The organism is Kitasatospora sp. NPDC001095 (assembly GCF_053598615.1).
Window position 1 is genome coordinate 28,556 of the sequence record NZ_JBSFKQ010000039.1, and the last position, 25,432, is coordinate 53,987.

A 25,432-nucleotide genomic window follows, 5' to 3' on the forward strand; every position below is an offset into this window, starting at 1 on the left:
TGTGCTCCTCGGTCGGTGTTTCCGTTGCTGTCATGAAGACAAGACAGCCCGCCGCTTTGTGACAGCCCCCGAAGTGACCTGCGCCACACCGCCCGCCGGTGCGAGCGGACGGGCCTCGGATAACCTGCCGACCACGCTCAGGACAGGGGGATTCCATGACGAGTGGGACGGGCAGGACGGGTGCGGGTGGCATGGATGTGGCGGGTGGGACGGATGCGGCGGGCACGGCCGCCGGGTACCGGCCGCTGCTGTTCTCCATCGCCTACGGGATGACGGGCTCGGTCGGAGACGCCGAGGACCTCGTCCAGGACGCCTTCCTCGGCCTCGCCCGCGCCGAGCGGGCCGGCACCGCGATCGCCGCCCCCAGGGCGTACCTGACCACGGCCGTCACCCGCCTGGGCATCAACCACCTCACGTCCGCCCGGGTGCGCCGCGAGACCTACGTCGGCCAGTGGCTGCCCGAGCCCGTCGTCAGCACCGCCGAGCGTCCCGGCCCGGCCGAGCACGCCGAGCTGGCCGACTCGCTGTCGATGGCGTTCCTGGTGCTGCTGGAGGCCCTCTCCCCGGTCGAGCGCGCGGTGTTCACGCTGCGCGAGGCGTTCGGGTACGGCTACCCGGAGGTCGCCGGGATGGTCGGCCGCAGCGAGGCGAACTGCCGTCAGATCCTCGCCCGTGCCCGCAAGCGCCTGGCCCTCAAGGACGACGCCCCTGCTTGCCCGGCGCGCCGCGCGGAGGGCGAGGAGCTGGCCCGCCGCTTCTTCGCGGCCGCCGAGGGCGGCGACCTGGACGCCCTGCTCGGCCTGCTCGCCCCCGACGTCGCCTTCCGCGGCGACGGCGGCGGCAAGGCCCGCGCGCTCGCCCACTGCCTCACCGACCCGCGCCGCGTCGCCCAACTGCTCGTCGGCGGCCTGCGCCGCCTGCGCCGCCTGGGCGCGCACCTCGTCCCGGCGCGGGTCAACGGCCGCCCCGGGGCGGTGGTGTACGACGCCGAACGGCGCGTGGCCAGCGTCATCGGGCTGGACGTCGACGCCGACGGCGCGGTGCGGGCCGTCCACGCCGTCTCCAACCCCGACAAGCTCGCCCACCTCGGCCCGCTCTCCGGCCTCGGACTGCTGCCGGAACCGCGGGCATAGGCCCCGCCCCCGGGCCCCCGGCCCCCGGCCCCCCCCGGACACGGAACGGCCCGGGCCCGAAGACGCCGGACCCGGGCCGTTCACCCGAGAGGTCAGGGGGTGGTGCACACGGCGTTCGCCGACAGGGCCTGGGTCGTGGTGCCGGTGTTGGTGCCGCGGATGACCCAGGAGCTGCCGCTCGGGTAGGAGTCGGTGAAGAAGATGTCGAAGCCGCTGGTCTGGCCGCCACCGCCGGTGGGCACCTGACCGGACGGGCAGGTCACGGTGGCGATCCCGTGGCCGCCCGCGGGCACGTCGACGGGGTTGCCGAAGACCGGGGTGTGCGCGGCCAGCAGGGCGGGGTCGGCGGCGGCCTGGTCATGGGGGACGACGACGCCCGGCTTGACGGCGGGCCCGCCGTCGGCGAAGGCGACGGCGGCACTCGCGGACAGGACGGTGACGGCGGTCAGAGCGGTCAGGGCGAGGGACTTCGTGCGAGCCACGGCGGCCTCCTGAGGATGTGGGGGTCGGACTGGCGTCGGCGGGGGCTGCTCCCCGTGCCAACCTCCGATACGTGCCCGAACCACCCTTCCCGTGGACGGGTGGACGGCTTCGGCGACCCGGGCGGAGGAATGCCGGTGCCCGTCCGGGCTAACCCGGGCTAGACTCCCCGACTTGATCAACGAACCGCCAACGGGGGAAGCATGAACAGCCGTCACCTCGACCAGTTCCGCCGGCTCGACGCCGCCGCACGCGTCATCGGCCGGCGCAACGCCCTGCGCTACCTCGCGCTCGGGGTGGGGTCCGCGCTGGTCGCCGCCTGCTCCAGCAGCGGGGGCGGGGGCGGCACCGACACCCGGACCGACGCCGCCCCCCCCCGGCCGGCACTCCCACCCCCGCCGACTCCCCCACCCCCTCGGCCCCAGCGGCCTCCACCCCCGCCGCCAAGCCCACCGTCGGCGAACGCATCTTCGACGCCTTCGTGACCGGCACCTGGGCGATCGAGTCCACCAGCACCCGCGGCGACAAGGCCCACGGAAGGATCACCATCGAGTCCAGCGGCCGCAACGGCGGCTGGACGCTCGTCTGGGACGACCTCGGCGGCAAGCCCGTCACCTGGCGCGGAAGCCTGCTGCTGCGTGGCGGGCACCTGTCGCTGAGCCTCTTCGAGGGCCCCGAGAAGCTGATGGCCGGGCACCCCGAGGCCCTCCAGGTCCCGGACGCCGTGGGCGACACCGTCCAGCTGACCTTCCCCTGGGCACCGCCCGGCGCCACCGCCGCGAGCAGCAAGGACAAGCTGGACGTCCGCTACGCGAACAACGTCCTGACCATCGCCCACACCTCGGGCGGCAAGCCCACCACCCACGTCTGCACCCGCACCTGAGCCCCGGTCAGTCATGCCTCGGCGGCAGTCCGGGTGCGGGTGAGCCGGCAGGCCAGCAGCAGGTTGGGCACCCAGCACAGCCAGGCGATCGCGGTGTAGGAGGTACGGAAGTCCAGGTGCAAGGCGGTGGCGGCGAGCAGCATGAGGCGCAGCGTGACGGCGGCGAAGGTCAGCGCGAAGCTGCGGACCATCCAGCGGCGGTGGTCGGCCACCCGGCCGTCCAGGACGGCCCGCAGCCCGGCGCCGCCGGTCACCAGCCAGGCCACGGCCAGGCACCCGAACCCGGCCCCGGTGACGGCGCCCCCGTACGCGACCGGTACCAGCAGCAGCGCCCCCGCCGCGCCGACCAGGCAGGCGAGCAGGTAGGTGGCGCCGGTCCGGCGGTGCAGGCTCGGTCGGCGCTCGCGCAGGCGGCGGGAGAACTGCCACGGCCCGACCGCGAGGGCGGTGACGGCGCCGAAGATGTGGATGTAGAGCGGGAGTTGGTGGATCAGATAGGTGGCGCGCTGGTGGCGGAAGAACGTGGACGGGTCGAAGCTGAGGTACTTGGCGGAGACGACGACGATCAGCGTGGAGAGCACCGCCATGACGGTCCAACCGGCCCGAGTGATGCGCATACCTCCGAGTCTCGGGCCCGGCGGCCCCCGGCGGTATCCGGGTCGACCCGATAAGCACACTCAGAGAACCCTCATTCCCTTGCGATGGCAGGGAATTGATTCATTCGACCCAGTGAGGCGCACGGCCCGGAACGGGTCCGACCCCGCGATCACAACAGTCTTGGCCGCGATCTTCCCCTCTTGGTGCGGGGCCGACCGCAGGTCCCTCCCTTCACCCCCACTCCGACCTTTCGGCCAGGCGGCGATACCACCAGAACTCCGTGCGCCACTGGCGCCGGTGCGCGAACGGGTCAGGGAGGGTGCGGCGCAGGAACGCTGCGTCCCTTCGCAGCTCCACCCCACGAACCCGCGAGGGCAGTTGCGGGACAACCCTCCGGCCCGGCGCGGGGGTTCCGCGCCGGGCCCGGGGGCATGTCCGGGTGGGCAGCGCGTTGCGGCAGGTGCACGACCGCTGTTCAGGTGAACCAGCGGGCTTGTGGAGAGGGACGGTCGCGAAACGGGGCAGACCGTCGCCGGAGGCGACGAGGTGCCCACCGGTTCGGGGCCTCGAAGCACCCGGCAACACCCCCACAGAACCCAAGTACGGGAGTCCTCATGCGCATGCGCTTCAGCGCCCGCTCCGTCCTCGCGGTCACCGCCGGCGTCCTCGCCCTGTCCCTCGTCAACGTCACGGCGGCCTCGGCGGCCCCCGGCGTAGTGATCATGGAGAGCGGCAGCAACTTCAAGCAGGTCCGGGACCCGCAGGCCGGCCGGTGCTACCCCGGCCTCGGCCCCGACACCGCGATCGCCAACCGGACCAGCGGCACCATCCTGCTGTTCCCCGACGGCAACTGCATGACGAGGATCCTCAACCCGCTCGGGCCGGGCGAGTTCCGGCCGGACGAGAACGTCGGCAGCTTCCTCGCCCTGGACTGACCCGGCGGCAACGCCTCGGCCCGGCGCGGGAGTCCGCGCCGGGCCGAGGCGTGTTCACCGGCCGTCACGCGGCCCGCTGGCCATGGAGCAGGACGGGCAGGGAGCGGTGGGCGAGGGCCTCGGTGGCGCGGGCGGCCTGGGAGGGGGCCATGAAGTCCGGCAGGTCCGGGGCGGGGACGAAGCGGGCACCGAGCAGGCCGCTCCTGCGCTGCGGCGGGACGGTGATCCGGGTGCTGTCGGGGACGATGCCGCCGTCGAAGACCAGGTTGAGGCGCTGCAGGTAGCGGTCGGCGGGGGTGAAGTCGACGGCGAGGATGTCGGTGAGACGCACGATCAGCCCGGTGTCCGCGTGGAGGTGGCGGGCGGCGGCCAGGTGCGGGGGCTCGTTGGGGCGGGCGGAGCCGCCCGGGAGGATCATGCCGTCCATGTAGTCCGGGTCGACGAGCAGGACGTCGCCGCGCTGGTTGCGGATCAGGACGAGGCAGCCGAGCCGGCAGACGGGGGGCTTGGCGAGCAGGCGGGGGTCGTGCATCGGGGGTCGCTTTCAGACGTCGAAGGTGAGGCGCTCGTAGCGCAGGCCCTTGCGGAGCAGGTCGACCATGCGCAGGAGGTCGACGGGGCGGGCGGTGAGGTGCAGCAGGTAGCTGCACGTCAGGCGGCCGGTGTCCCAGTCGACTTCGAGGGTGGGAAGGTGGACGCCGCCGAGCGCGAGGACGGTGGTGAGGTCGTCCAGGACGTCGGCGGCGTTGCGGCGCTGCTCGGCGGTGGCGCGGGAGAGGGTGGACATCACCGCTCCCCGGGGCGCTTGTGGACCTCGAAGGCCCGCCAGGCGCTGTAGGCGTCGCCGAAGAAGACGAAGGCGGCCAGGTCACCACCGGGCCGGCGCAGCCACTCGCCGGTCATCTCGTTGCGGACCCGGTAGCGGTCGGCCTCCGGGTCCCAGCGGACGCCGTAGCCGTGGAGGCGCGGGAGTTGGTCGTGGGGCATGGGAATGGAACCCTCTGCGATCGGAGTTTCACGTTCTGTACATATGGTGGCGCAAGGTCCCCTAGGATCAGAAGTGGCTTGCTACTTGCCATGAGGCACCACGGGAGTTGAGGGCTGCCATGAACAAGAAGAAGATTGACCCGGAGTCGAGCCCCTGGGCGCCCTTCGGAATCCAGCTCAGGGCCTTCCGAGAGGCCAGGGACCTCCTCCAGGAGGAGCTGGCGCCGCTCATCGGGTGCTCCCCCTCGCACCTCTCGTACATCGAACTTGCGCACCGGCCGCCGAGCCGCAAACTTGCGGAGCTCTCCGACATCGCGCTCGACACGGGCGGCACGATGCTGCTGATGTGGTATCAGCTGAAGAACGCCGCGATCCTGGAGGGTTTTCCGGAGTACGCCCGGTACGAGTCCCTCGCGGAAGAGATGAGAATCTTCGAGGTCGATCTCGTCGCCGGACTTCTGCAGACTCGGGCGTATGCGACGGCGGTCCAGATGGGTTACGTCAGGCAAGGCCTCTCAACTCAGAAACTGGCCGAGGAACGCGTCGAATTCAGGCTTGCCCGGCAGCAGATCCTGGCACGGACTCCTCCTCCGTTCATCCACGTAGTGCTGGACGAGACCTGCCTCAGGAGGGTCATCGGAGGACGCGACGTCATGATCGAACAGCTGCTTCACCTTGAGCAGTTGTGCACTCGCCCCAACGTGGTCATCCAGGTGGCCCCCTTCTCCATTGGCGAGAACCGGCCATTCACACACATGACCTATCTCCTTACCATGCCGAACCGCAAAGTTCTCGCATACGGCGAGATCGAATCGCGTGGCTACATCGATCGCGATACCAAGTCGGTTGCCACGCTAGTCAGAAGCTACGATCGGCTTGCGGTCGAGGCCCTTGGGCAGGCCGAAACATTGGCTTTCATCCGTGCGGCAAGGAGAGACCTGGAGTGGATGTCGACCTGACCGAGGCTTCCTGGCGGAAGAGTTCGTACAGCGGCGGGACCGGCGGTGCCTGCATCGAGGTCGCCGAAGGCTTCGCCGACGTCACCCCCGTACGCGACTCCAAGGACCCCTCCGGCCCCGCCCTCCTCTTCCCCACCGCCGCCTGGCAGGCCTTCGTCACCGCCGTCCGCACCGGCGAGTTCGACACCCACTGACCGTGACCACCGGCCCCGCCGCCCCAACCCCAAGGCGACGGGGCCGAGCTGCGCCCACCCGCGCTGCCGAAACCCCCGCCCGCAACACTTTTTCAGGCGCTCTGCAAGGCGAATACGAAGGTGGCCGTGCTGAGCACGAGCATGCCGGTGGCGTTGAGGAAGAGGTTGCGTCCCAGATCGCGGGCGCGAATGTGCATGCCCACGGCGGTGAGGAAGTAGCAGACGACGGCGGCGCTGGTCAGCACCGCCAGCGGGGCGGACCAGGTGCCCGCGACCAGTCCTGCGGCCGTCACGGTCTTGAGCAGCGGCAGGAGCGGCCAGAACCTGCGGGGGAATCCGACGTCCCGCAGGCAGTCGCGGATGAAGCCGACCGGCTTGAGGCACATCGCGGCGTCCGCGAGCTGGATGACGGCGAGGCCGGCCAGCGGCCACCAGAACTTGATCACAGTTGTTGCTCCTTTAAAGGTTCGGATCTGCGCGCCCCGAGCAGGGGCACGTCTGAGAGACAGGGCGGCGCGGCGATTCGTGACACCGTCACCGAAGGCCCGTGGTCAAGTCAGTTGCCTCCCTGACCAAGAGCTACGATCGGCTTACGGTCGAGGCCCATGGCCAGGCCGAATCGCTGGCTTTCATCCGTGCGGCAAGGAGGGACCTGGAGTGGATGTCGACCTGACTGACGTTTCCTGGCGCAAGAGTTCGTACAGCGGCACCGGTGGCGGTGCCTGCATCGAGGTCGCCGACGGCTTCGCCGACGTCACCCCCGTCCGCGACTCCAAGGACCCCTCCGGCCCCGCCCTCCTCTTCCCCACCGCCGCCTGGCAGGCCTTCGTCACCGCCGTCCGCACCGGCGAGTTCGACACCCACTGACCGTGACCACCGGCCCCGCCGCCCCAACCCCGGGGCGACGGGGCCGAGCTGCGCGCACCCGCGCTGCCGAAACCCCCGCCCGCGACCCCGTCGTCATTCACCAGGCTGGAGTACGGTGACCGTTGTACGGCTTGGTCACAGGTTCCGCCTGTACCCGCATGCGCCTCAGCCGGCGCACCCCGCTCCAAGGAGAAACGCGCCACCCGCCAGTGGGTCGACCATGTCGTGTCCAACGAGGCGACGGGCGGCCCCGGAGTGGGAAATCGGCCGGGCCGACTTGCCACTCCCCGCCCGCCAGGTCGCACCGCGTAAATTCCGGTGCGCCCGCCGGATCGTCTCGGTAGCCTGCACGGCCATGGCATCGGAACTGGAACGGCCCCCGCTCCTGGCGGACGAACGCACCGCGATCGTCGGCTGGTTGGACCTGCAGCGCAAGATCCTGCGCTGGAAGTGCGAGGGGCTGAGCGACGAGGACGCGCACCGCTCCGTCCTCCCCGACTCCCCCGCGATGACGATGGCCGGTCTCGTCTCGCACATGCGCTGGACCGAACACCTGTGGCTGGAGGTGCTGTTCCTCGGCGGCGACGAGAAGCAGAACCCGTCGTTCGACGAGTCGGACCAGGACGCCGACTGGCGCACCGGCGGCCGCCCGCTCGCCGAACTGCTCACGGAGTACGAGGCGCAGTGCGCGCGCAGCGACGAGATCGTCGCGGCGGCCTCCCTGGACGACGTCGGCCGCCACACCGGCTTCCGCGCCGGCGGCGCCAACCTGCGCTGGATGCTGATCCACCTCGTCGAGGAGACCGGACGGCACGCGGGGCATGCCGACATCGTCCGGGAGCTCCTGGACGGCTCGAAGGGCTACTACTAGCCGTTCCTGCCGGCGACGCGACCACATAGCCCAGGAGAGGCTGTCCCCGAGCGGGACAGCCTCTCCATCAGCGAGATCTACGTCAGACTTCTAGGCGCGCGCCGTGGCCCGGCGTGGGAGCTCCCGGCCGGGTGCGGGCGGCAGCCCGATCCGAGCCAGGTCGGTGCGTTCGGCGTTGGGCGCATCGAGGGACTCCGCGTGCCTGGCCGCGTCGACGGAACCAGGTCCGTGGATGGTGAGTTCGAAGTCCTGGTGCGCCTTGACGTCCGGAGCGAACGGCAGGCGGATCCGCCCGTCCGCGACCAGACGGCGCACCTCGGCCCGGCTCAGGCCGAGACCGAGCTGGAGCAGCCGCTCCACCCGGACCGGCGCGGGCAGCTCGAAGCGCACCTGCACCGAGAGCGGGTTCGGGTCGTCGAGCGCGTACAGCGGCGTGCGGGTCTCCAGCTCCCACGTCCCGGTCCAGTCGAGCCGGTACCGGTTCTTCGCCGCGAGCGACGTGCTCATCACCAACTCCCGTACCGTTGCCGGGTCGTTGATCTCGTACGCCACCAGCCGGGCCGGCTCCACCGTCGAGACGTGGACGCGCTCGTGGACGGGCACCTTCGAGGTCCGGTCGCACGTCGCGCAGCTCAGCAGCAGCCAGACGTCGAGCAGCTTGCCGTTCGCGTTGGCGCGGATCTTCCCCGAGGCGCGGTGCCGCATGCCGGGACAGTCCGGGCAGGACCGGACGATGGTGGGCAGGGCGGACTGACGCACGGCCCACAGGGCCTTGCGGTCGGTATTCATGTGTGTTGGATGCTTTCAGGACTCAGCAGGAGGGCATGCCGAACTCACTCGGCGGCTCCCGCTCTCTGACGGATGCTCACGAGGGGCGCGACCCATCACCCCGGGGCCGGGTCTTCAGGCTCCGCGGTCGATCGCGCGACAGGTACGTACTACGTGGCAGTCATCAAAAGTCCATGCGGGCGATCATGATCGAGACGGCGGCCCGCGGCAACCGAATTTCCCCGTGCTCTCCGCCGGTGGTCGCGCGCCGCTCATCTCATGGAACTCCAGCCCGCTGCCCGTCCATCCCGGTCGGACTCCCAGACGCCCTGCCCCGGGCGGCGGCCGGGGGTGGTTCGGGTGCCCCGACCCCAGAAGTCTACAGCTGTATACTTTTGGGGCGGACACGTCGCACGGGAGGGAAGCACGGGATGGATCTCAAGCTGATCGGCAAGCGCGCGCTCGTCACGGGTTCGAGCGCGGGGCTCGGCAAGGCCATGGTGAAGCTGCTGGCGGCCGAGGGGGCGGCGGTCGTGGTGCACGGCCGGGACGAGGGCCGTACGGAGGGCGTCGCGCGGGAGGTCCGCGAGGCCGGCGGGACGGCGCACGCGGTGGTCGGCGACCTCGCCGACGACGGTGGCGCCGAGGAGGTCGCCCGCGCAGCCACGGCGGACGGGCCCGTGGACATCCTGGTCAACAACGCGGGCTTCTACCGGCACCTGTCCTGGGCCGAGGCCACCCCCGACGAGTGGTGCGAGACCTACAACGTCAACGTCGTCTCGGGCGTGCGCATGATCCGGCACCTGGTCCCCGCGATGCGCGAACGCGGCTGGGGCCGGGTCGTCACCATCGGCGGCGGGCTCGCCTCCCAGCCGGCGGACGCCTTCCCCCAGTACAACGCCACCCTGGCGGCCCGGCACAACCTCGCCGTCTCGCTCGCCCGCGAGCTCAAGGGCACCGGTGTGACGTCCAACGTCGTCTCCCCCGGGGCGATCCTCGTCGACGCCACCCGGGACCTCATCACCCGTGTCGGACCCGACCACGGCTGGGGCGAGACCTGGGAGGAGATCCGGCCCAACGCCGTCCGGGCCATGATCCCCAACGACCAGGAGCGCTTCGGCGAGCCCGAGGAGATCGCCGCGGCCGTCGCCTACCTGTGCAGCGACTACGCCCAGTACGTCAGCGGGGCCACCATCCGCGTCGACGGCGGGCTCATCCGCTCCGCGTTCTGAGCACCCGCCCCCGCGCCCGGGAGGAGCGGGGCGACCGAGGAGCGGGGCCGGGGGCCGCACCGGGACGAGCGAAATGGCCAACCTCCCCGGCCCCGGCGGACGTTACCCGTCGGCGGCGGGCGCCTGCGCGCCGCCCGGCACGGAGACGACCGGTTCCAGCATGCCCGCGAGCAGTTCGGCCAGGCGCTGGTCCTCGGCCGTGGCGAGGGCGGTGGTGCCGACGACGCTGCGCAGCAGCCAGGTGCCGGCGACCAGGGCGAGGGCGAGCTGTGCGCGCACGTGGGCGTCCGGTCCGTCGAGCAGCCCCGCCAGGCGGGCGCCCACGTGGGTCTCCACGCCCCGGCGCAGGATGGCCGCGGCCTCCGGGTCCGGTGCGGAGCGCAGCAGCAGGAGGAAGGGGTCGAGCGGGTCGGCGCCGGCGGCGGTGCGTCGGGCGAGCGTGCGGGCGAGGGTGTGCGCGAGGGCGGTGCTCTCGTCGCCGACGACGGTCGGGGGTGCGAAGGCGCGGTCGACGGTCTGGGCGAACAGGCCTTCCTTGGAGCCGAAGTAGCGGTTGATCATCATCGCGGTGACGCCGGCCCGCTCGGCGATCTGGCGCACCCCCGCCGCGGCGTAGCCGTGCTCGGTGAACTCGACGACCGCGGCCGCGAGGATCGCCTCGCGGGTCGCGGCGCCGTCGCGCTTGCGGGTGGGGGGTGCGGTGCTCATGGGCAGGAGCATACGGGGCCGGGTGTGTGGCGCCGTGCGGCTACTGCGCGCGGGTCCCGGTCGACGAGCCGGTCGAGGACGCGGCGGTCGCCGTCGAGCTTCAGGGCGTCGACGGGGTTGCGGCCGCGGAAGGTGAGGACCGGTTCGGCGGCGGTGGCGGAGGTGTCGGGCGCGTGCTGGGCTTCGGCGGGTGCGGAGATGGGGGTGACGCGGGCGCCGTCGGCGGACAGCGACAGGCGCCGGGAGCGATCCTCGGTGGTGTGGTGGGGGACGTCCTCGGGCGGCGGTTGTGCGGCGCCTACGGCGAGTTGGGCGTCGTAGGTGTGGACCGCGACCTCCTGGAGCTGGTGGCGGGCGACGGCGGCGGCGTTCCTGGGGGGCTGGGAGGGGTCCCGCCGGGTCCAGCAGCCGCCGTCGGGGCCGGCGTGGCGCAGGGCGTCCAGCAGTGGCCGGGTTCCTTCGGCCGGCGGGGTGGCGGCGGGGCCGGCGCCGTCGCGGCGGGCGAAGCCGCGCGGAGTGGGAAGTCGGCCGGGCCGACTTCCCGCTCCTGCCGGCCCCTGCTTCCCGTCCTACTCGACGACCTCGGCCTTCACGAGGACCACGTCCTCCTTGGGGACGTCCTGGTGGCCGTCCTTGGAGCCGGTGGGGACGGCCTTGATGGAGTCGACGACGTCCTGGCCCTCGACGACCTCGCCGAAGACGGCGTAGCCCCAGCCCTGGACGTTCTTGCCGCTGTGGTTGAGGAAGTCGTTGTCGGCGACGTTGATGAAGAACTGGGCGGTGGCGGAGTGCGGGTCCCCGGTGCGGGCCATCGCCACGGAGTACCTGACGTTCTTGAGGCCGTTGTCGGCTTCGTTCTGGATGGGGTCGCGGGTCTTCTTCTGCTTCAGGCCGGGCTGCATTCCGCCGCCCTGGATCATGAAGTTGTTGATGACCCGGTGGAAGACCGTCCCGTCGTAGAAGCCGTCCCGGACGTACTGGAGGAAGTTCTCCACCGTCGCCGGGGCCTTCTCCGCGTCGAGGCGGAGGACGATGTCGCCGTGGTTGGTGCTCAGCTTGACCTTCGACATGACTACCTCACTGTCTGCATGGTTGCGGCTACGGAACGCTCACGGGGGCATTGTGACAGGAGGGACCGCCGGGCACCGTCGAGGCGCTCAGTGGGCGAGGCTGAAGTCGCCGCCGACGGGGGCGGCGAGCTTGTCGATGCCGGTGAGTGCGGTGAGGGTGGGGACCGGGGTGGTGCTGTCGGTGGTGGTGCCGTCGCCGAGCTGGCCGGAGCCGTTGCTGCCCCAGGAGTGGACGGTGGCGCTGCCGGACAGGGCCACCGTGTGTTCGCGGCCGGCGGCGACCAGGCGCACGCCGGTGAGGCCGGGGACGGTGACGGGCAGGACGCGGAAGACGGTGGTGCCGTCGCCGAGTTGGCCGGCGGTGTTCTGGCCCCAGGCCTTGAGGCGGTGGTCGGTGTCGACCACCGCCATGCTGTGGTTGCAGCCGGCCGCGATCCGGGTGACGCCGCCGGTCCAGGTGGCCTGGGTGGTGACCGGGGTGAAGCGGTTGATGGTGGTGTTGTCGCCGAGCTGGCCGGTGGCGTTGTAGCCCCAGGCCTTCACCGTGGCGCCGGCGCCCGGTGCGCCGACGAGGACGAGGTTGTGGCCGGCGCCGGCGGCGATGCGGCTGACCCCGGTCAGGCCGGCGACCGGGGCGGCGCTGCCGCGGCTGGAGGAAGTGCCGTCGCCCAGCTGGCCGTTGCCGTTGTAGCCCCAGGCCCAGACGGTGCCGTCCTCGCGCAGGGCCAGACTGTGGTGGAGGCCGGCGGCGACGGCGACGATCCTGCTCAGGCCCTCGACCCGGACGGGGATGCCGCTGTCGGCGGTGGCCCCGTTGCCGAGCTGGCCGTGGTCGTTGCGCCCCCAGGCCGCCACGGTGCCGTCGGCGAGCAGGGCGAGGCTGTGCGCGCCGCCGGCGGCGATGTCGGTGACGTCGGCGAGGTCGAGCACCTGGCCGGGCGCGTTGTGGCTGAACACCGTGCCGTCGCCGAGCTGGCCCGAGCCGTTGACGCCCCAGGACTGCACCGTACGGTCCGTGAGCAGGGCCAGTGCGTGGCCGGTGGCGGCGCCGAATCCGCCGGCGGCGATCTTCAGGACGTCGGTGCCGGTGAGCCCGTGCACGGTGGTGGCCGTGGTGCGGAGGTCGGTCCAGGTGCCGTCCCCGAGCTGGCCGGAGCGGTTGTTGCCCCAGGACTTCAGGCGCTTCTCTGCCATGCGACGATGCCTCTTTACCTGTACGACAATAAGTCAAATCGTCGATGCGTCAGCCGGGTTGACGATTCCACGATCATGAACCGACGCTACCCACGCACCCGTCACCGGCACGGGAAACGGCCGCCGGCCACCCGATCGGGTGACGGGGCCCGCTCGGGACCGGAGACGGGCAGGAGGGGCGGCAGCGGCGGCATCGGGCCGCGCCGCCCCCGGGGGCCGGGCTCCCGGGGGGCGCTCCGGGGGCCGGGCTCCCGGGGCGCTCCCAGGACGCTTCCGGCGGGCGCTTCCGGCGGCGCTACGCCGCGCCGAAGTGGCGCTTGGTGTCGGCGATCAGCGTGCGCAGGAACGCCGCCCCGGGTGCGTCGGTGAGGGCCGCGGGGCGGCGCAGGAACTGGGCGGGCTCGTAGGCGAAGGTCCAGGTGAAGCGGGTGCCGCCGGCGGCGAGGGGCTCGACCAGGTAGTCCTCGCCGAAGCGCCGGTAGATCGGCAGGCCGGCCTGGGTGACGCAGAACGCGTGGCGCCGGCCCTCCTCCTTCTCCTCCCAGTGCACGAACTCCTCACGCAGCCGCAGCAGCCGAAGGGCCGTGACCTCCCGGGTCGTTCCGACGCCGTGCGGGGCCGGCGAGGTGTAGCGGCCGCCGGCCAGGCCGCGGCACCAGGACAGCGGGGTCCGTCCGGCGAGCCCCTCCCACACGGTGTGCGGCGCCACCGGCAGGTCCATCCGGAAGCGGTGGCGGTGCGGCGCGGTGTCGAAGAAGGACGCGTCGAAGCGCTCCAGCGTGAACCAGGGCATCGGGGGCCTCCTGTGAGCCGGGAAACGGTCCCGAGCGTATCGGGCCCGGGAAGGAGGCCCGGGAAGAGGGCCCGGGCGGCGGGCGTCGTATCAGGCCAGGCGGTGGGCAAGACCCGGGTAGTCGGCGACCAGTCCGTCCGCGTCCAGCAGCAGCTCCGCCCGGTAGTCGCCGGAGGCGTAGCGGACGGTGGCGCCACCGTCCGGGTGGCGGCGCAGGTGGGTGTACGTCTGGCGGGAGGGCACGACGACCAGGTCGGGCACGCGGATCCAGGCCATCAGGAAGTGGTGCTCGCCGGGGCCCTGGTGGAGGGCGTGGCGCAGGACGGGCGGGGTGTTGGTGAGCGGGGACAGGCCGAGGTCGCAGTCGAGGGCGCCGTCGAGGTCGGGGCGCGGGGTGCCGTCGACGGTCCAGCGGCCGGTGGCCTCGTCGCGGCGCAGGTCCAGGGTGCGGGTGGTCTCGGGGGTGCGGGCGGTGACGTGCATCCGGCGGGTGGTGAAGCCTTCGCCGGTCTCGAGTTCGTAGTCGAGCCAGTAGGGGGCGAATTCGGCGGCGGCGGCGCGGCCGTGGGCGGTGAGGGTGGTGGGGCGCAGGTCGATCCAGGAGGTCTCCAGGCCGGCGGTCTCGGTGACCCGCCAGGTAGGGGCGGTGGTGTGAGTGGTGTGAGTGGACTGGCCGGTGCGGTCGTTCATTCGTGCACGGTACTGCGGGCCTGCGACAGCGGCCCCGGCGGGCCGTCAACCGGGGCGCCGCTCGGTCGTTCCTTCGTAAGGGTGAGCGTGGGAGCGGGGCGTGCCTCGTGGCGGGCGGGGCGGGGGCCGGGGCGGCGGCGGGGCCGGTCGCGGGCTCCCCATAATCGCGTGGTGATCACATCCTGTGACGAAGCGGCGGCCCGTCTGCGGGCCGTGCCCGGGCTGTCGTGCTGCGCCCGTCCCCTGTTCCTGCTGCCCCTGCTGCGCACCGGCTGCCTGTCCGAGGTGCTGACCGTGGAGGGCGCGGACGCGGGCTGGGCGGGCGAGTTCGGGGCGCGGTTCCACGCGCTGGAGCCGTACTGCGCGGTGCGCGACCACACCCCGCTGGGGGCGGGCGTCCACGAGGTGCTGCGCCGGATCGCCGAGGGCGACCGTACGCACGGCGGAACGGGCGGCGGCAGGGGCCGCGGTACGGGCGGCGGCTGGCGGGGCCGGGAGCTGGCGCTGCTGCCCTACACGGCGATGAAACCCGAGTGGCGCCCTGCACTTGACGCGCTCGGCGCCCGCCTGGCGGAGCCGCCGGTGCGGCCGACGCCGCCGGTGCTGGGCGACAAGCGGGCGCAGCGCGCGTGGCTGCGGTCGCTGGGGGCGCTGACACCGCCGGACGCGGTGGTCCCGGTGCTCGACCACCGGGAGCTGCGCCGGCGTTTCGGCGACCGCTACGTGGTGCAGACGCCGCTCGGTTCCAGCGGCAAGGGCACCCACCTGGTCGCCGAGGAGGCGGACCTGGTTCCGATCCGCCAAGTCGGCGGCGGGCCCTGGCTGGTGAGCGGTTACGTGGAGGGCGCGGCGGTCAACGTGCACGTCCTGGTGTCGGCGGACGGCACGGTGCGGGTGCTGCGCCCGTCCGTCCAGCTGACCCGGGTCGAGGGGGTCGGCGCGCCCTTCGGCACGTACTCCGGCTGCGACTTCGCGGCGCCCGCGCTGCTGCCGGCGCGGGCGCTGTCCCGGGCCGGTGCGGCGGCGCGGCGCGTCGGGGAGTCGCTGGCGGCGCTCGGCTACCGGGGGCTGTTCGGTGCGGACTTCGTCCTGGCGGGTGAGGAGGCGCTGCTGCTGGAGCTCAACTGCCGGATGCAGGGCTCGACCTGGCTGCTGGGCGAGCTGGAGCTGGCGGAGGACGCGCTGCCGTCGGCGCTGCGCCACGTGCTGGAGCTGTACGGCCACGCCACCGGTGGCGAGCCGCGCACGGACGCGGACGGCGCGGTGCAGCTGGTGGTGCGGCACACCGGCGGCCCGGTGCGGGTGGCGGGTGCGCCGGGCGGCGGGCTGCACCGGCTCAAGGACGGGCTGCTGCAGTACTGCGGGGTCGGGTTCGGGCTGCTGGAGTGCGGCCCGGACGACTGCGTGCTGCTGCAACTGCCCGCCCCGGGAACGGTGTTGCATCCGGGGGTGCCGTTGGGCCGGATCGTCGCCCGGTACTCGCTGACCACCGCGGACGGCATCGCGCTCACCGAGCAGGGGCGGCGGCTGGTGGAGGCCCTGCGGGCGGGTTTCACGTTCGAGCCCGTCGAGGGGCCGCTGCCGTGCGCGGTGCCGTCCGCGGTGCCGTGCTGACGGCGCCGGTGGCGCTGTACCTCCGCCTTGCGGTGGCCGCCGACCTGCCCCGGTTGGCGGCGCTGCGGGCGGAGGCGGCCGCCTGGATCGCGCTGGAGCACGGCTCGGCCCAGTGGTCGTCCCCGTACGACCCGCAGCGCGGGCTGGCGCTGATCGCCCGGGGTGCGACGGTGGTCGCCGCGCTGGCGCCGCGGGGCGAGGCGGTCGCGACCGTAACGCTGCGGCCCACCGGCAGTCCGCGGCTGTGGAGTGGGGAGGAACTGGCCCTTCCGGCGCGCTACTTGAGTTCCTTCACGGTGGACCGCCGGTACGCCGGGCAGGGCATCGGCGCCCGGCTGGGTGACTGGGCGGCCTGGCGGGCCGCGCGGGCGGGCGCCGGGCTGCTGCGGGTGAACGTGTGGAGCGACAACACGGCCCTGCACGCCTACTACCGTGCGCGGGGCTGGCGTTGGGTGCGTACGGTGGCCGGCAGCCGCAGCGGCGCCCTGTTCGAGCGCGCCACGGTCGCGGTGGCGCCGCCGGCGCGGGTCCGGGAGGCGGACGGCCTGCGGGTGTGAGCCGGGCGGGTGCGGCGGGCGCTTCTGCCTCGGCGCGCCGCCGGCCCGTCCGGAGGGGCGCGCGGCGCTGCGCCGGCTGTTCGGGCGCTTCCCGGACGTCGCCCTCGCTGCCGGGGCGCTGCTGGAGCCGGTCGACTCGCCGGTCTCCCACGGGCACCGCGCGTTGCCGGTGCTGCCGGTGCTGCCGGGGCCGCAGGCGCCGCGGGCCTCCTGGCGCCGCTGTCTCCCCGCCCCGGCCTCGCCGCGCGCTCGTCCGGACGGCGCAGTGGGGCGGGCCGGGGGCGGGCGGGCGTGTTAGCAAGGGCCGGGGGGCGGGGGGTGTCCACGCGGACGCGCGCGAGGCTCTCGCGCGCGTGCTCGCGAAGCAACTCGACATCCGGAGGCCGTCTTGTCGCACCACCTCAGCGGACCGAACCTGCGCTCACCCGAGGGTGACGCGCGCCTGGACCTGACCGACCTGTTCGCCTTCGCCTCGCCGGAGCCGGGCCGGACGGTGCTGATCATGAACGTGAACCCGGTCGCGCCGTCCGGCGGCAAGGCCTTCCACCCTGAGGCGGTGTACCGGATCGACATCGACACCGACGGCGACAACCGGGCCGACATCGCGTACAGCTTCACCTTCTCCGAGCCGGCCGGCGGGGTGCAGACCATGACGGTGCGCCGTGCCACCGGTGAGGGGGCGCGCGGGCACGAGGCGACCGGCGAGGTGCTGGTGGCGGACGCGCCGGTGAGCTTCGACGGCACCCCGGCGGTGGTGGAGGCGGGCCCCTACCGGGTGAGTGCGGGGTTGCGCAGCGATCCGTTCTTCGCGGACCTGGACGGGATCGTGAAGGGGTTCGAGTGGACGGGGGTGGACTGGGGTGCGGACAAGAACGTGTTCGGGATCGTGCTGGAGGCGCCGGACGCGCAGTTCGGGCCGTCGCCGCAGATCGGGGTGTGGGCGCGGGTGAGCGTGCGCAAGGACGGCCGGCTGGTGTCGGTGGACCGGGGTGCGCACCCGTCGCTGACGGCGTACTTCAACGAGGAGGACGTGAAGGACGCGTACAACGCCGGTGAGCCGGTGGACGACTGGGTGACGTACCGGGGGCCGTGGACGGCGAAGCTGCAGCACGTCGGCGGGTACACCACGGACGCGGCCGAGGCGCAGCTGCGGCTGGTGCTGCCGGACGTCCTGCGCTACGACCGTTCGCGTCCGGCGGTCTATCCGAACGGGCGGTCGCTGACGGACGACGTGACCTCGGCGCGGCTGACGATGCTCACGGACGGCAAGGTGTCCGGCGACCACATCGGGCCGCACACGGACCTGCTGCCGGCGTTCCCGTACCTGGGGCACCCGCACTGAGCCGTAGCCGTTCGCCGGCGTCGCTTCCCGGGGGCGCGTCTGCTGTGCCGTCGGGCGGGCAGGCGCGCCCCTGTCGTCGGATGTCAGGGACCGCTGCGGGCACCGGATTCCTGGGCCGGCGGGCAGTGGAGGGGCGGATCGTGCGTCCGGGGCGGTCTGCGTCTACCCGCGGAACCAGGGGCGTGTTCACGAAGATAACGAATAGTGGTGGATTTTCGGGAGGCTGGTTTTACTTATTGACGTCATGTACGCGCCCAGGGTTGACTCCCCCCACCCCGCCGCAACGCCGCGGCGACCCCAGGGAGAGGCCAACCGTATGAACGCCGTCCTGCGTCGCGCCCTCGTCTCCGCCGTGGGCCTCGCGCTGACCCTGTCCATGACCGCCGCCTGTGGCAAGGCCGGCGGCGCCAAGAGCGAGTCCACCTCCGCCGGTGACCCGAACGCCATCGGCCTGCTGCTGCCCGAGAACGCCTCCTCGGTGCGCTACGAGTCCTTCGACCGCCCGTTCATCGAGGCCAAGGTCAAGTCCCTGTGCGCGCAGTGCAAGGTGCTGTACAACAACGCCGAGGGCAGCGCCGCCAAGCAGAAGCAGCAGTTCGACACCCTGCTCACCCAGGGCGTCAAGGTGATCATCCTGGACCCGTACAACGCCAAGTCCACCGAGGGGTGGGTGCAGGAGGCCGCGGCCAAGGGCGTCAAGGTCGTCGCCTACGACCGCCTCGCGAGCGGCCCGGTCGCCGCGTACACCTCCTTCGACAACGAGAAGGTCGGCGAACTCCAGGGCCAGGCCCTGCTGGACGCGATCGGCGCGCAGGCCGCCGAGGCGAACATCGTCATGATCGACGGCGACGAGGCCGACCCGAACTCCGCGCAGTTCAAGTCCGGAGCGCACAAGGTCCTCGACGGCAAGGTCAAGAAGGTCGTCTACGAGCAGTCCGGGCAGTGGGACCCCGTCGTCGCCGGGCAGAAGATCTCCGCCGCCGTCACCGAGTTCGGCAAGAACGGCTTCCAGGGCGTCTACTCCGCCAACGACGGCATGGCCGCCGCCATCATCACCCAGCTCAAGGGCGCCGGCATCAAGGTCCCCGTCGGCGGCCAGGACGCCGGCCTGGACGCGATCCAGCGCATCGTCAACGGCGACCAGGCGTACACCATCTACAAGGCCTACCGCCCGCTCGCCGAGACCGCCGCCGAACTGGCCGTCGCCCTGCTGCAGGGCAAGGACGTCAAGGCCGTCGCCACCGCGAGCGTCGACAGCGCCACCGACAAGAACATCCCGGCCAAGCTCCTGGACGCCAAGGTCGTCACCAAGGACAACATCGCCGCCACCGTCCTGGCCGACGGCCTCTACAAGGCCTCCGACGTCTGCACCGCCGACTACGCCGCCGCGTGCGCCGCGGCCGGCCTCAAGTAGCCGTCCGGGCAGCCGACCAAGCAGTCGATCAAGTAGCCGCTCCCCCAAGGTGGTTGTTCCCGTGACAGGCGTACCCGTCCTGCAGCTGCGCTCGGTCTCCAAGCGCTTCGGCGCCGTCCAGGCCCTCACCGACGTCGACCTCGCCGTCCACGCCGGCGAGGTGCTCGCCCTCGTCGGCGACAACGGCGCCGGCAAGTCCACCCTCGTCAAGACCATCGCCGGCGTCCACCCCGTGGACGAGGGCACCCTCGCCTGGCACGGCGAGGCGGTACGCCTGGCCCGACCCCAGGACGCCGCCGCCCTCGGCATCGCGACCGTCTACCAGGACCTCGCCCTGTGCGACAACCTCGACGTCATCGCCAACCTCTTCCTCGGCCGCGAGAAACGCCGCCGCGGCCTGCTCGACGAGGTCGCCATGGAGCAGCACGCCCGCCGGCTGCTGGACACCCTCGCCATCCGCATCCCCGACGTGCGCACCCCCGTGGCCGCGCTGTCCGGCGGGCAGCGGCAGGTGGTGGCCATCGCCCGCGCCCTGGTCGGCGAACCGGCCCTGGTCGTCCTGGACGAGCCCACCGCCGCGCTCGGCGTCGAGCAGACCGCCCAGGTCCTCGACCTGGTGGAGCGGCTGCGCGAGCGGGGCCTGGCCGTCGTGCTGGTCAGCCACAACATGGCCGACGTACGGGCGGTGGCCGACACCGTCGCCGTGCTGCGCCTGGGCCGCAACAACGGCGTCTTCCCGGTGGCGGGCACCACCCAGGAGCAGATCGTCGCCGCGATCACCGGCGCCACCGACAACGCCCACGCCCGCCGGGCCCGCCGCACCGAGCACACCGAGGAGGCCGAGGCCCTGTGAGCGCCCCCGACGCACCCGCCACCCCCGCCGCCGACCGCGACCCCGCCGGTCCCGCCGCCCCCGGCACTGCCGCCGCCGACCCGCGGCTGCGGCAGACCGCACCGGGCCTGGCCGGCCAACTGCAGGCCGCCCGCCGGCGCCTGGCCTCCGGCGAGCTCGGGTCACTGCCGGTCGTCGTCGGCCTGGTCGTCATCGCCGTCGTCTTCCAGTCCGTCACCCACCACTTCCTGCAGGCCGACAACCTCACCAACATCACCCGCTTCATCGCCGGGCCCGGACTGATCGCGGTCGGCGTCGTCTTCGTGCTGATCCTCGGCGAGATCGACCTCTCCCTCGGCTCGGTCGCCGGCGCCAGTGCCGCCGTCGCCGCGGTGCTGACGGTGCGCCAGGGCTGGAGCGAGTGGGTGGCCATCCTCGCCGCCCTCGGCGCGGCCTGCGTCATGGGGCTGCTGCACGGCCTGTTCTTCGCCCGCGTCGGCGTGCCCGCCTTCGTCGTCACCCTCGCCGGGATGCTCGCCTGGAGCGGCCTGCAGGAGTACGTCCTCGGCGACGGCGGCACCGTCAACAACCGCCACGACGGCATCGTCGCGAGCCTGGACAGCACCTTCCTCGGCGACGGCGACATCGCCTACGCCTGGGCCCTGGCCGTCCTCGCCCCCGCCCTCTACCTGGCCGCCCGCCTGCACACCGCCCGCCGCCGCCGCGCCGCCGGCCTCACCACGCCCCCCGCCGCCGACAGCGCCGTCCGCGCCGGGGCACTGGCGGTGCTGTGCCTGGCCACCGCCTACGCCCTCAACCAGGACCGCGGCCTGCCGCTGTCCCTGGTCGTCCTGCTCGGCGCCGTCCTCGCCACCGACTTCGTGCTGCGCCGCACCCGCTACGGCCGGCAGGTCTTCGCGGTGGGCGGCGGCGTCGAGGCGGCCCGGCGCGCGGGCGTCAACGTCGCCCGGATCCGGATCTCCGTCTTCGTGCTCTCCGCCTTCCTGGCCGGCCTGGGCGGCCTGTTCTACGCCTCCCAGCAGGGCTCCGCCGACAAGCAACTGGGCGGCGGCAACGTGCTGATGAGCGCGATCGCCGCGGCCGTCATCGGCGGCACCAGCCTCTTCGGCGGGCGCGGCAAGACCTGGTCCGCGTTGCTGGGCATCCTCGTCATCCAGTCCATCACCACCGGCCTGGACATGGTCCACGCCGCCCAGGCCATCCAGTACATGATCACCGGCGCCGTCCTGCTCGCCGCCGTCGTCCTCGACTCCCTCACCCGCCGCACCCGCGCCACCGGGCGCGGATAGCCCGGGCCACCGGTCGCGGGCAGCCCGGGCCTCCGGTCGCGGACAGCCCGGGCCTCCGGGCGCGGGCAGCCCCGGGACGGGCCCCCGGCGCGCGCCGGGGGCCCGTCCCGGTCAGGTGAAGGTGATCTCCAGCCAGGGGCTCATCATGATCCCCCGCTCGCCGTCCGGCTCCTTGGCCAGATCCCCCTGGGCGGCCTGCAGGTTCTGGCCCGGCCCCTGCCAGAACCGGTACGGCCCGCCGGCGTTCTCGGGCCGGATCAGCGCCCAGTACTGGTAGTGCGTCAGGGTGAGGTAGACACGCTTGTTGACGTAGTCCAGCACCACCTTGACGTTGTGCTCCCAGTCACTGCCCGTACCGGTGTACTCCGCGAAGCCGCGCGGGGACGTGGCCGCGTTCTGGACCGAGGAGCCCGCGCCGGACTGCGAGTTGGCGGTGTAGTGGTCGTGCAGCGGCACCGCGTGCGCGGGCACGGCCGCCGGGTCGAACCCGTTGTCGGGCAGCCGGCCGTAGTCGTCCTGGTGCCAACTGCGCAGCGTGCCAGGCTGGTTGGGGCTCTTGTCGCGCACCGCCTGCTGCGCCGGGCTCCGCTCGTCGATCACCGGCCGCTGCTGCCCGGGGTCCGGGTCCTCCAGCTGGTAGCGCACGTCGAAGATCAGGTTGAGCAGCGGGCGCGGCAGCATCTCGACGGCCTGCTTCAGCGTCAGCTTCTTCAGCGGCAGGTTCGCCCCGCCCCGTGCGTGGCTCTGCAGCCGGGGCTGCTCCTGCGGGGCCTGTCCCCCGGCGACGACCGGGCCGAGCGAGCGGGCGGTCTTGTCCCGCATCGTGTCGTCGTTGCCCCAGTACGGCTCCGTGTTCCCGGACAGGGAGGTGTGGTAGTAGCCGGTGTCCGCGGTGTTCGGCTCGGTCGCGTACCGGGTGTCCGCGTTCGGCACCGGCACCATCGCGCCCGGCCCGTCCTCGTGGTCCGGCGGGTTGTGGTCGGAGACGTAGACCTGCTGGGTCTGCAGGAAGGTGTTCACGGCGGTGACGAGCGCGGTGGTCAGCCTCAGGGCCTCGGGCACGTCGAGGGTGGCGGGCTTGAGCCTGTCCCTGATCGCGGTGAGCCTCGCCTTGAACCCGCCCTGGGGGTCGAGCTTGTGGGCGCGGTTCACCTCGTCCTGCACGGCGATCGCCAGGTACCGCGCGAGCTGGGGCCCGGTGAGCGGTTGTTCCTCGGTGGCGCCCACGCCCCGCGCGTACATGCCGGGGGTGACCTTGACGATCCGCTGCACGGCGGCGGCCGGTTCACCGGCCTGCGCCCGTGCGGGGGCCCCGTGGTCGTGCGCTTCTTCCGGGTGCCCGGCCATGACGCGCCGCGCGGTGGCCTCGGCCTCCCGCTCGAACCGGTCGGCGGGGTCGGAGACCTTCAGGCCGGCCCCGTTGTCGGTCCCGGCGACGGCGCCCCGGCGCTGCTGGATCACGTGCGCGAGCTCATGGGCCAGGGTGTGCCGGTCCCCGCCGCCCGCGCCGACGACGACGTGACTGCCCGAGGTGTACGCCAGGGCCCCCACCTCGGCCGCGGAGGACCGGGCCGCCGGGCCGCTGTGGATCCGCACGTCGGAGAAGTCGGCGCCGAACCGGGCCTCCATGTCGGTACGGACGGCCTCGTCCAGCGGCCGCCCGGGGGCGCGCAGCACGTCGTGGACGGCGGAACGCTGCACCTCGGGCAACTCGTCGTGCTGCCCGTCGTGCTGCCCGTCGTGCCCGTGGCCGGCCCGGCGCAGCATCTGCACGACGGCCCGGTTCCCGGCGGCCGCCTGCTGGGCCATCGGGCTCCAGGGCGCTGCGGACGCCGCCCGTGGCCCGGTGGGTTGCCGGGCCGGTTCGCGGCTGGTGCCGGCGCCGGTCGTCCTGGCCCTGCTGCGGTCGTGCATGCGCTCCCCATCCGATGGCGGCCTTCGGCTCGTCTCGCTCCTGCCTACCGGGCCGGGGTCGCCAGGACCAGAGCCACCGGGGCAGTCCCGGGGACGAACCGGTTGCCCCGGCGCACCAATGTTGCCGTCGGCGTGGCGCATCGGCCTCGAACAACCCACCCCAACCAGCCCCCGCGCCCAGGAAGTCGGCCCGGTCGGCGTCCTGCGCCATGGCCCGGCCACCGAACAACACAGCCCGGACAGCGCAGCGCACGAGAAGTCGGCGGAGTGACTCTGCTGGCGAGGTATTTGATCTGGGTCAGGCCGCTGCAATGGCGTGTTGGGTGCAGAGTGTGTGGATCCGGGTGGGACGGAACCTCGCCGCCCACCCGGCCTACCCGGTCGGCTGAAGGGCCGTCACCGTGGCTGCCAGGTCCCGAGCGCCCGGGCGAGCTGCCTGCTCTGCGCGGGCGTGATGCCGTGGGCGAGCTGCCGGGCGAAGCGCGGGCTTCCCGGGGCATCACAGTGGAGGATCCCGGCGAAGTTGCGCTCGCGCCCGGCCGCCCAGGGCCGGCCCCGTCGCCGGCGGCCTTGCGGTGCGCTCCAGCGGGCGGGTGCCCAGAGCGGGTGCCGCAGGAGGAAGGCCGCAAGGCGCGCCGCGTTCTGTGGCGGAGTCCCGACGGCGACCAGCGCCGCCCGCACCACCTCGGTGGCGTCCGGCGGAAGTCGGGCGTCGCCGAGCGTCGGCAGTAGGAGCAGCAGCCGCGCGGACGGGTCGTGCACACCGGGCGCAGCATGGTCCGGGGTGTGGGCGAGGTGGACCAGCTCCCGCCAGGACAGGCCCGGCCCCTGCCGGTGTTCCGGCTCCGGGAAGCGGGTGTCGACGGCGGCGAGACGGCCCCGCACCCGACCCCAGCCGGGGTGGAGGACCAGGTACTCCGTTCCCCAGTCCGTCGGCAGGTCGCAGCTGTACAGCAGCACCGTGTGCCCGCCCCCGAAGGGCAGGCGCGCCTCCAGTCCCTCCAGCATCGCCGTCTCCCAGGCGGCGTCGGCCTCGGCGACGTCGGTGCCGAACCACCCCGCGACCAGCTCGCGCTCCGTGTCGGCGACCGCGCAGTGCCGGGTCAGGTACGCGGCCCACCACTGCGGTCGGGCCGCTGTCGGGTCATCTGGTCCGTCGTGCAGCACCGGGCCAGGCTCTCACACGCCGTCACGCAGGACCGGTGCCCACCGTGGCCCACGGGCCCCGGGCGGCGACCGGCCCCGGGCGGCCGTGCGGGGCCGCCCGCACACAGGCGGCCGCATCGGCCGCCGTCCGCTCGGCGGCATGTCCCCTCGGGCGCTGCGCGTCGACGCGCGGTGGCAGCGCGTGGTCGGCTCCTGCCGCGCTGTACAGGAAGTCGGCGGGGTCGACTTCTCGTGCACGACACAGACCTTCAGGCGCGGGCCGCTCAGCCGGAGCGGCCCGCGCAACCCATCCCACCGACCGCCGCCCCGCCAGCCGCGCCGCGCAGGAAGTCGGCGGGGTCGACTCTCGTGCGGAAGTCAGGTGCGGGTGGCTTGGGTTCGGCAGTGGGTGAGGGCGTACTTGAGGCGGGGGTCGGGGTTGGGGGTGGTGGTGAGGAGTTCGCCGGCGGTGGTGAGGGTGGTCCAGTAGAGGGCCGGGTCGCCGGTGCGGGGCAGGGGGTGGGTGGCGGTGAGGGAGAGGTAGGCGGCGGTGAGGTTGCCGGTGGTGAACCAGCGGGTGAGGCCGTGCTGGTGGCCGGGTCGGATGCCGCCCAGGGCCTCGATCGCGGTGAGGAAGAGGTCGACGACGGCCAGGCCGGTGGCGTCGAGGGCGACGGGGATGTCGAAGACGCCGAGGGCTTCGAGGAGTTCGCCGGTGTCGGCTTCGGAGTCGGGGCGGGGGTCGGCGAGGAGGGCGTCGTGGCAGTCGGCGAGGCGGCGGGTGGTCTCGGCGTGGGGGATGTCGAGGGCGAGGCAGACGGCCCGCGCGACGGGCAGGGGCCGGTGGCCGAGGCGGGCGAGGAGGGCGTAGGTGGCGGCGGGGGTGGCGCCGCGGGAGAGGGTGTGACGGGCGAGGGTCGCGAGGTTCATAGGGCTTCGGGC

29 protein-coding genes and 1 pseudogene are annotated in these 25,432 nt (G+C 73.1%); 14 read left to right on the forward strand and 16 right to left on the reverse strand.

Annotated elements, in window-relative coordinates; all coding sequences use genetic code 11:
* Window positions 1-155: 155 nt before the first annotated feature.
* Window positions 156-1,133 (forward strand): RNA polymerase sigma factor SigJ, encoded by a 978-nt coding sequence (sigJ, locus tag ACWDBB_RS26330; RefSeq protein ID WP_449791953.1) that lies wholly within the window; start codon window positions 156-158, stop codon window positions 1,131-1,133.
* A gap of 92 nt (window positions 1,134-1,225) precedes the next feature.
* Here the strand turns inward: sigJ and ACWDBB_RS26335 are convergent, their stop codons facing one another.
* Window positions 1,226-1,615, reverse strand: a complete 390-nt coding sequence (locus ACWDBB_RS26335) for a hypothetical protein (RefSeq protein ID WP_449791954.1) — start codon at window positions 1,613-1,615, stop codon at window positions 1,226-1,228.
* A gap of 479 nt (window positions 1,616-2,094) precedes the next feature.
* Between ACWDBB_RS26335 and ACWDBB_RS26340 the strand changes: the two genes are divergently transcribed.
* Window positions 2,095-2,496, forward strand: a complete 402-nt coding sequence (locus ACWDBB_RS26340) for a hypothetical protein (RefSeq protein WP_449791955.1) — start codon at window positions 2,095-2,097, stop codon at window positions 2,494-2,496.
* A gap of 11 nt (window positions 2,497-2,507) precedes the next feature.
* Here the strand turns inward: ACWDBB_RS26340 and ACWDBB_RS26345 are convergent, their stop codons facing one another.
* Window positions 2,508-3,113, reverse strand: a complete 606-nt coding sequence (locus ACWDBB_RS26345; RefSeq protein ID WP_449791956.1) for a DUF2306 domain-containing protein — start codon at window positions 3,111-3,113, stop codon at window positions 2,508-2,510.
* A 594-nt stretch (window positions 3,114-3,707) separates the two neighbouring features.
* Between ACWDBB_RS26345 and ACWDBB_RS26350 the strand changes: the two genes are divergently transcribed.
* Window positions 3,708-4,028 (forward strand): hypothetical protein, encoded by a 321-nt coding sequence (locus ACWDBB_RS26350; RefSeq protein ID WP_449791957.1) that lies wholly within the window; start codon window positions 3,708-3,710, stop codon window positions 4,026-4,028.
* A gap of 64 nt (window positions 4,029-4,092) precedes the next feature.
* Here the strand turns inward: ACWDBB_RS26350 and ACWDBB_RS26355 are convergent, their stop codons facing one another.
* The 3 genes from ACWDBB_RS26355 to ACWDBB_RS26365 are packed head-to-tail and all read right to left on the reverse strand — an operon-like array spanning window position 4,093 to window position 5,015.
* Window positions 4,093-4,560: an NUDIX domain-containing protein gene (locus ACWDBB_RS26355; protein ID WP_449791958.1), complete on the reverse strand. Its 468-nt coding sequence runs from the start codon at window positions 4,558-4,560 to the stop codon at window positions 4,093-4,095.
* Between the two features lie 12 nt (window positions 4,561-4,572).
* A complete protein-coding gene (locus ACWDBB_RS26360) occupies window positions 4,573-4,815 on the reverse strand; it encodes a hypothetical protein (protein WP_449791959.1) in 243 nt (80 codons plus the stop codon).
* Window positions 4,815-5,015, reverse strand: a complete 201-nt coding sequence (locus ACWDBB_RS26365) for a hypothetical protein (protein ID WP_449791960.1) — start codon at window positions 5,013-5,015, stop codon at window positions 4,815-4,817. Before ACWDBB_RS26365 ends, ACWDBB_RS26360 begins: the two co-directional genes overlap by 1 nt.
* Window positions 5,016-5,134: 119 nt before the next feature.
* On the opposite strand from ACWDBB_RS26365, the gene ACWDBB_RS26370 reads away from it, so the two are divergent.
* Both ACWDBB_RS26370 and ACWDBB_RS26375 read left to right on the forward strand, forming a co-directional pair.
* The gene (locus ACWDBB_RS26370; protein ID WP_449791961.1) at window positions 5,135-5,974 is read left to right on the forward strand and encodes a helix-turn-helix domain-containing protein; all 840 of its coding nucleotides are present in this window, start codon (window positions 5,135-5,137) and stop codon (window positions 5,972-5,974) included.
* On the forward strand, window positions 5,959-6,168 hold the full coding sequence (locus ACWDBB_RS26375; RefSeq protein ID WP_449791962.1) for a DUF397 domain-containing protein: 210 nt from the start codon (window positions 5,959-5,961) through the stop codon (window positions 6,166-6,168). Before ACWDBB_RS26370 ends, ACWDBB_RS26375 begins: the two co-directional genes overlap by 16 nt.
* 92 nt (window positions 6,169-6,260) lie before the next feature.
* Here the strand turns inward: ACWDBB_RS26375 and ACWDBB_RS26380 are convergent, their stop codons facing one another.
* Entirely contained in the window at window positions 6,261-6,614 is a 354-nt protein-coding gene (locus tag ACWDBB_RS26380; protein ID WP_449791963.1) for a DoxX family protein, read from the reverse strand.
* A 211-nt stretch (window positions 6,615-6,825) separates the two neighbouring features.
* Between ACWDBB_RS26380 and ACWDBB_RS26385 the strand changes: the two genes are divergently transcribed.
* Window positions 6,826-7,035 (forward strand): DUF397 domain-containing protein, encoded by a 210-nt coding sequence (locus ACWDBB_RS26385; RefSeq protein WP_449791964.1) that lies wholly within the window; start codon window positions 6,826-6,828, stop codon window positions 7,033-7,035.
* A 355-nt stretch (window positions 7,036-7,390) separates the two neighbouring features.
* Complete coding sequence (locus ACWDBB_RS26390; RefSeq protein ID WP_449791965.1) at window positions 7,391-7,906, forward strand: DinB family protein; 516 nt, start codon at window positions 7,391-7,393, stop codon at window positions 7,904-7,906.
* 90 nt (window positions 7,907-7,996) lie between these two features.
* Here ACWDBB_RS26390 and ACWDBB_RS26395 read toward each other — a convergent pair whose 3' ends face one another.
* Complete coding sequence (locus ACWDBB_RS26395; RefSeq protein ID WP_449791966.1) at window positions 7,997-8,695, reverse strand: DUF1062 domain-containing protein; 699 nt, start codon at window positions 8,693-8,695, stop codon at window positions 7,997-7,999.
* A gap of 410 nt (window positions 8,696-9,105) precedes the next feature.
* On the opposite strand from ACWDBB_RS26395, the gene ACWDBB_RS26400 reads away from it, so the two are divergent.
* Window positions 9,106-9,906 carry an SDR family NAD(P)-dependent oxidoreductase gene (locus tag ACWDBB_RS26400; protein ID WP_449791967.1) on the forward strand — a complete coding sequence of 267 codons (801 nt, stop codon included), beginning with the start codon at window positions 9,106-9,108 and terminating at the stop codon, window positions 9,904-9,906.
* Between the two features lie 102 nt (window positions 9,907-10,008).
* Here ACWDBB_RS26400 and ACWDBB_RS26405 read toward each other — a convergent pair whose 3' ends face one another.
* The 6 genes and pseudogenes from ACWDBB_RS26405 to ACWDBB_RS26430 form a co-directional block, all read right to left on the reverse strand.
* Window positions 10,009-10,614, reverse strand: a complete 606-nt coding sequence (locus ACWDBB_RS26405) for a TetR/AcrR family transcriptional regulator (RefSeq protein ID WP_449791968.1) — start codon at window positions 10,612-10,614, stop codon at window positions 10,009-10,011.
* Window positions 10,611-11,075: pseudogene (locus tag ACWDBB_RS26410) on the reverse strand (maleylpyruvate isomerase N-terminal domain-containing protein); the annotation flags it as partial. The pseudogene ACWDBB_RS26410 and the gene ACWDBB_RS26405, both read right to left, overlap by 4 nt.
* Window positions 11,076-11,183: 108 nt before the next feature.
* Entirely contained in the window at window positions 11,184-11,684 is a 501-nt protein-coding gene (locus ACWDBB_RS26415) for a peptidylprolyl isomerase (RefSeq protein WP_449791969.1), read from the reverse strand.
* A gap of 87 nt (window positions 11,685-11,771) precedes the next feature.
* Entirely contained in the window at window positions 11,772-12,878 is a 1,107-nt protein-coding gene (locus ACWDBB_RS26420; protein WP_449791970.1) for an RCC1 domain-containing protein, read from the reverse strand.
* Window positions 12,879-13,173: 295 nt separating this feature from the next.
* Window positions 13,174-13,671 carry an SRPBCC family protein gene (locus tag ACWDBB_RS26425; protein ID WP_449791971.1) on the reverse strand — a complete coding sequence of 166 codons (498 nt, stop codon included), beginning with the start codon at window positions 13,669-13,671 and terminating at the stop codon, window positions 13,174-13,176.
* 90 nt (window positions 13,672-13,761) lie between these two features.
* Window positions 13,762-14,361 (reverse strand): putative glycolipid-binding domain-containing protein, encoded by a 600-nt coding sequence (locus tag ACWDBB_RS26430; RefSeq protein WP_449791972.1) that lies wholly within the window; start codon window positions 14,359-14,361, stop codon window positions 13,762-13,764.
* Window positions 14,362-14,532: 171 nt separating this feature from the next.
* Here ACWDBB_RS26430 and ACWDBB_RS26435 point away from each other — a divergent pair, with 171 nt between their 5' ends.
* From ACWDBB_RS26435 to ACWDBB_RS26460, 6 genes are all read left to right on the forward strand, one after another.
* A complete protein-coding gene (locus tag ACWDBB_RS26435) occupies window positions 14,533-15,975 on the forward strand; it encodes an ATP-grasp domain-containing protein (protein ID WP_449791973.1) in 1,443 nt (480 codons plus the stop codon).
* Window positions 15,945-16,532 (forward strand): GNAT family N-acetyltransferase, encoded by a 588-nt coding sequence (locus tag ACWDBB_RS26440; RefSeq protein ID WP_449791974.1) that lies wholly within the window; start codon window positions 15,945-15,947, stop codon window positions 16,530-16,532. The genes ACWDBB_RS26435 and ACWDBB_RS26440 overlap by 31 nt, the downstream gene beginning before the upstream one ends.
* Before the next feature lie 388 nt (window positions 16,533-16,920).
* The gene (locus ACWDBB_RS26445) at window positions 16,921-17,874 is read left to right on the forward strand and encodes a DUF4331 family protein (RefSeq protein ID WP_449791975.1); all 954 of its coding nucleotides are present in this window, start codon (window positions 16,921-16,923) and stop codon (window positions 17,872-17,874) included.
* Window positions 17,875-18,190: 316 nt separating this feature from the next.
* Complete coding sequence (locus tag ACWDBB_RS26450; RefSeq protein ID WP_449791976.1) at window positions 18,191-19,288, forward strand: sugar ABC transporter substrate-binding protein; 1,098 nt, start codon at window positions 18,191-18,193, stop codon at window positions 19,286-19,288.
* Between the two features lie 61 nt (window positions 19,289-19,349).
* Window positions 19,350-20,141, forward strand: coding sequence for an ATP-binding cassette domain-containing protein (locus ACWDBB_RS26455; RefSeq protein WP_449791977.1), 792 nt, complete (start codon window positions 19,350-19,352; stop codon window positions 20,139-20,141).
* On the forward strand, window positions 20,138-21,430 hold the full coding sequence (locus ACWDBB_RS26460; RefSeq protein ID WP_449791978.1) for a sugar ABC transporter permease: 1,293 nt from the start codon (window positions 20,138-20,140) through the stop codon (window positions 21,428-21,430). The genes ACWDBB_RS26455 and ACWDBB_RS26460 overlap by 4 nt, the downstream gene beginning before the upstream one ends.
* 111 nt (window positions 21,431-21,541) lie before the next feature.
* On the opposite strand, the gene ACWDBB_RS26465 is transcribed toward ACWDBB_RS26460, so the two are convergent.
* From ACWDBB_RS26465 to ACWDBB_RS26475, 3 genes are all read right to left on the reverse strand, one after another.
* The gene (locus tag ACWDBB_RS26465) at window positions 21,542-23,239 is read right to left on the reverse strand and encodes an eCIS core domain-containing protein (protein WP_449791979.1); all 1,698 of its coding nucleotides are present in this window, start codon (window positions 23,237-23,239) and stop codon (window positions 21,542-21,544) included.
* Window positions 23,240-23,740: 501 nt separating this feature from the next.
* The gene (locus ACWDBB_RS26470) at window positions 23,741-24,511 is read right to left on the reverse strand and encodes a hypothetical protein (protein ID WP_449791980.1); all 771 of its coding nucleotides are present in this window, start codon (window positions 24,509-24,511) and stop codon (window positions 23,741-23,743) included.
* 357 nt (window positions 24,512-24,868) lie between these two features.
* A complete protein-coding gene (locus ACWDBB_RS26475) occupies window positions 24,869-25,420 on the reverse strand; it encodes a hypothetical protein (protein ID WP_449791981.1) in 552 nt (183 codons plus the stop codon).
* Between the last annotated feature and the right edge of the window lie 12 nt (window positions 25,421-25,432).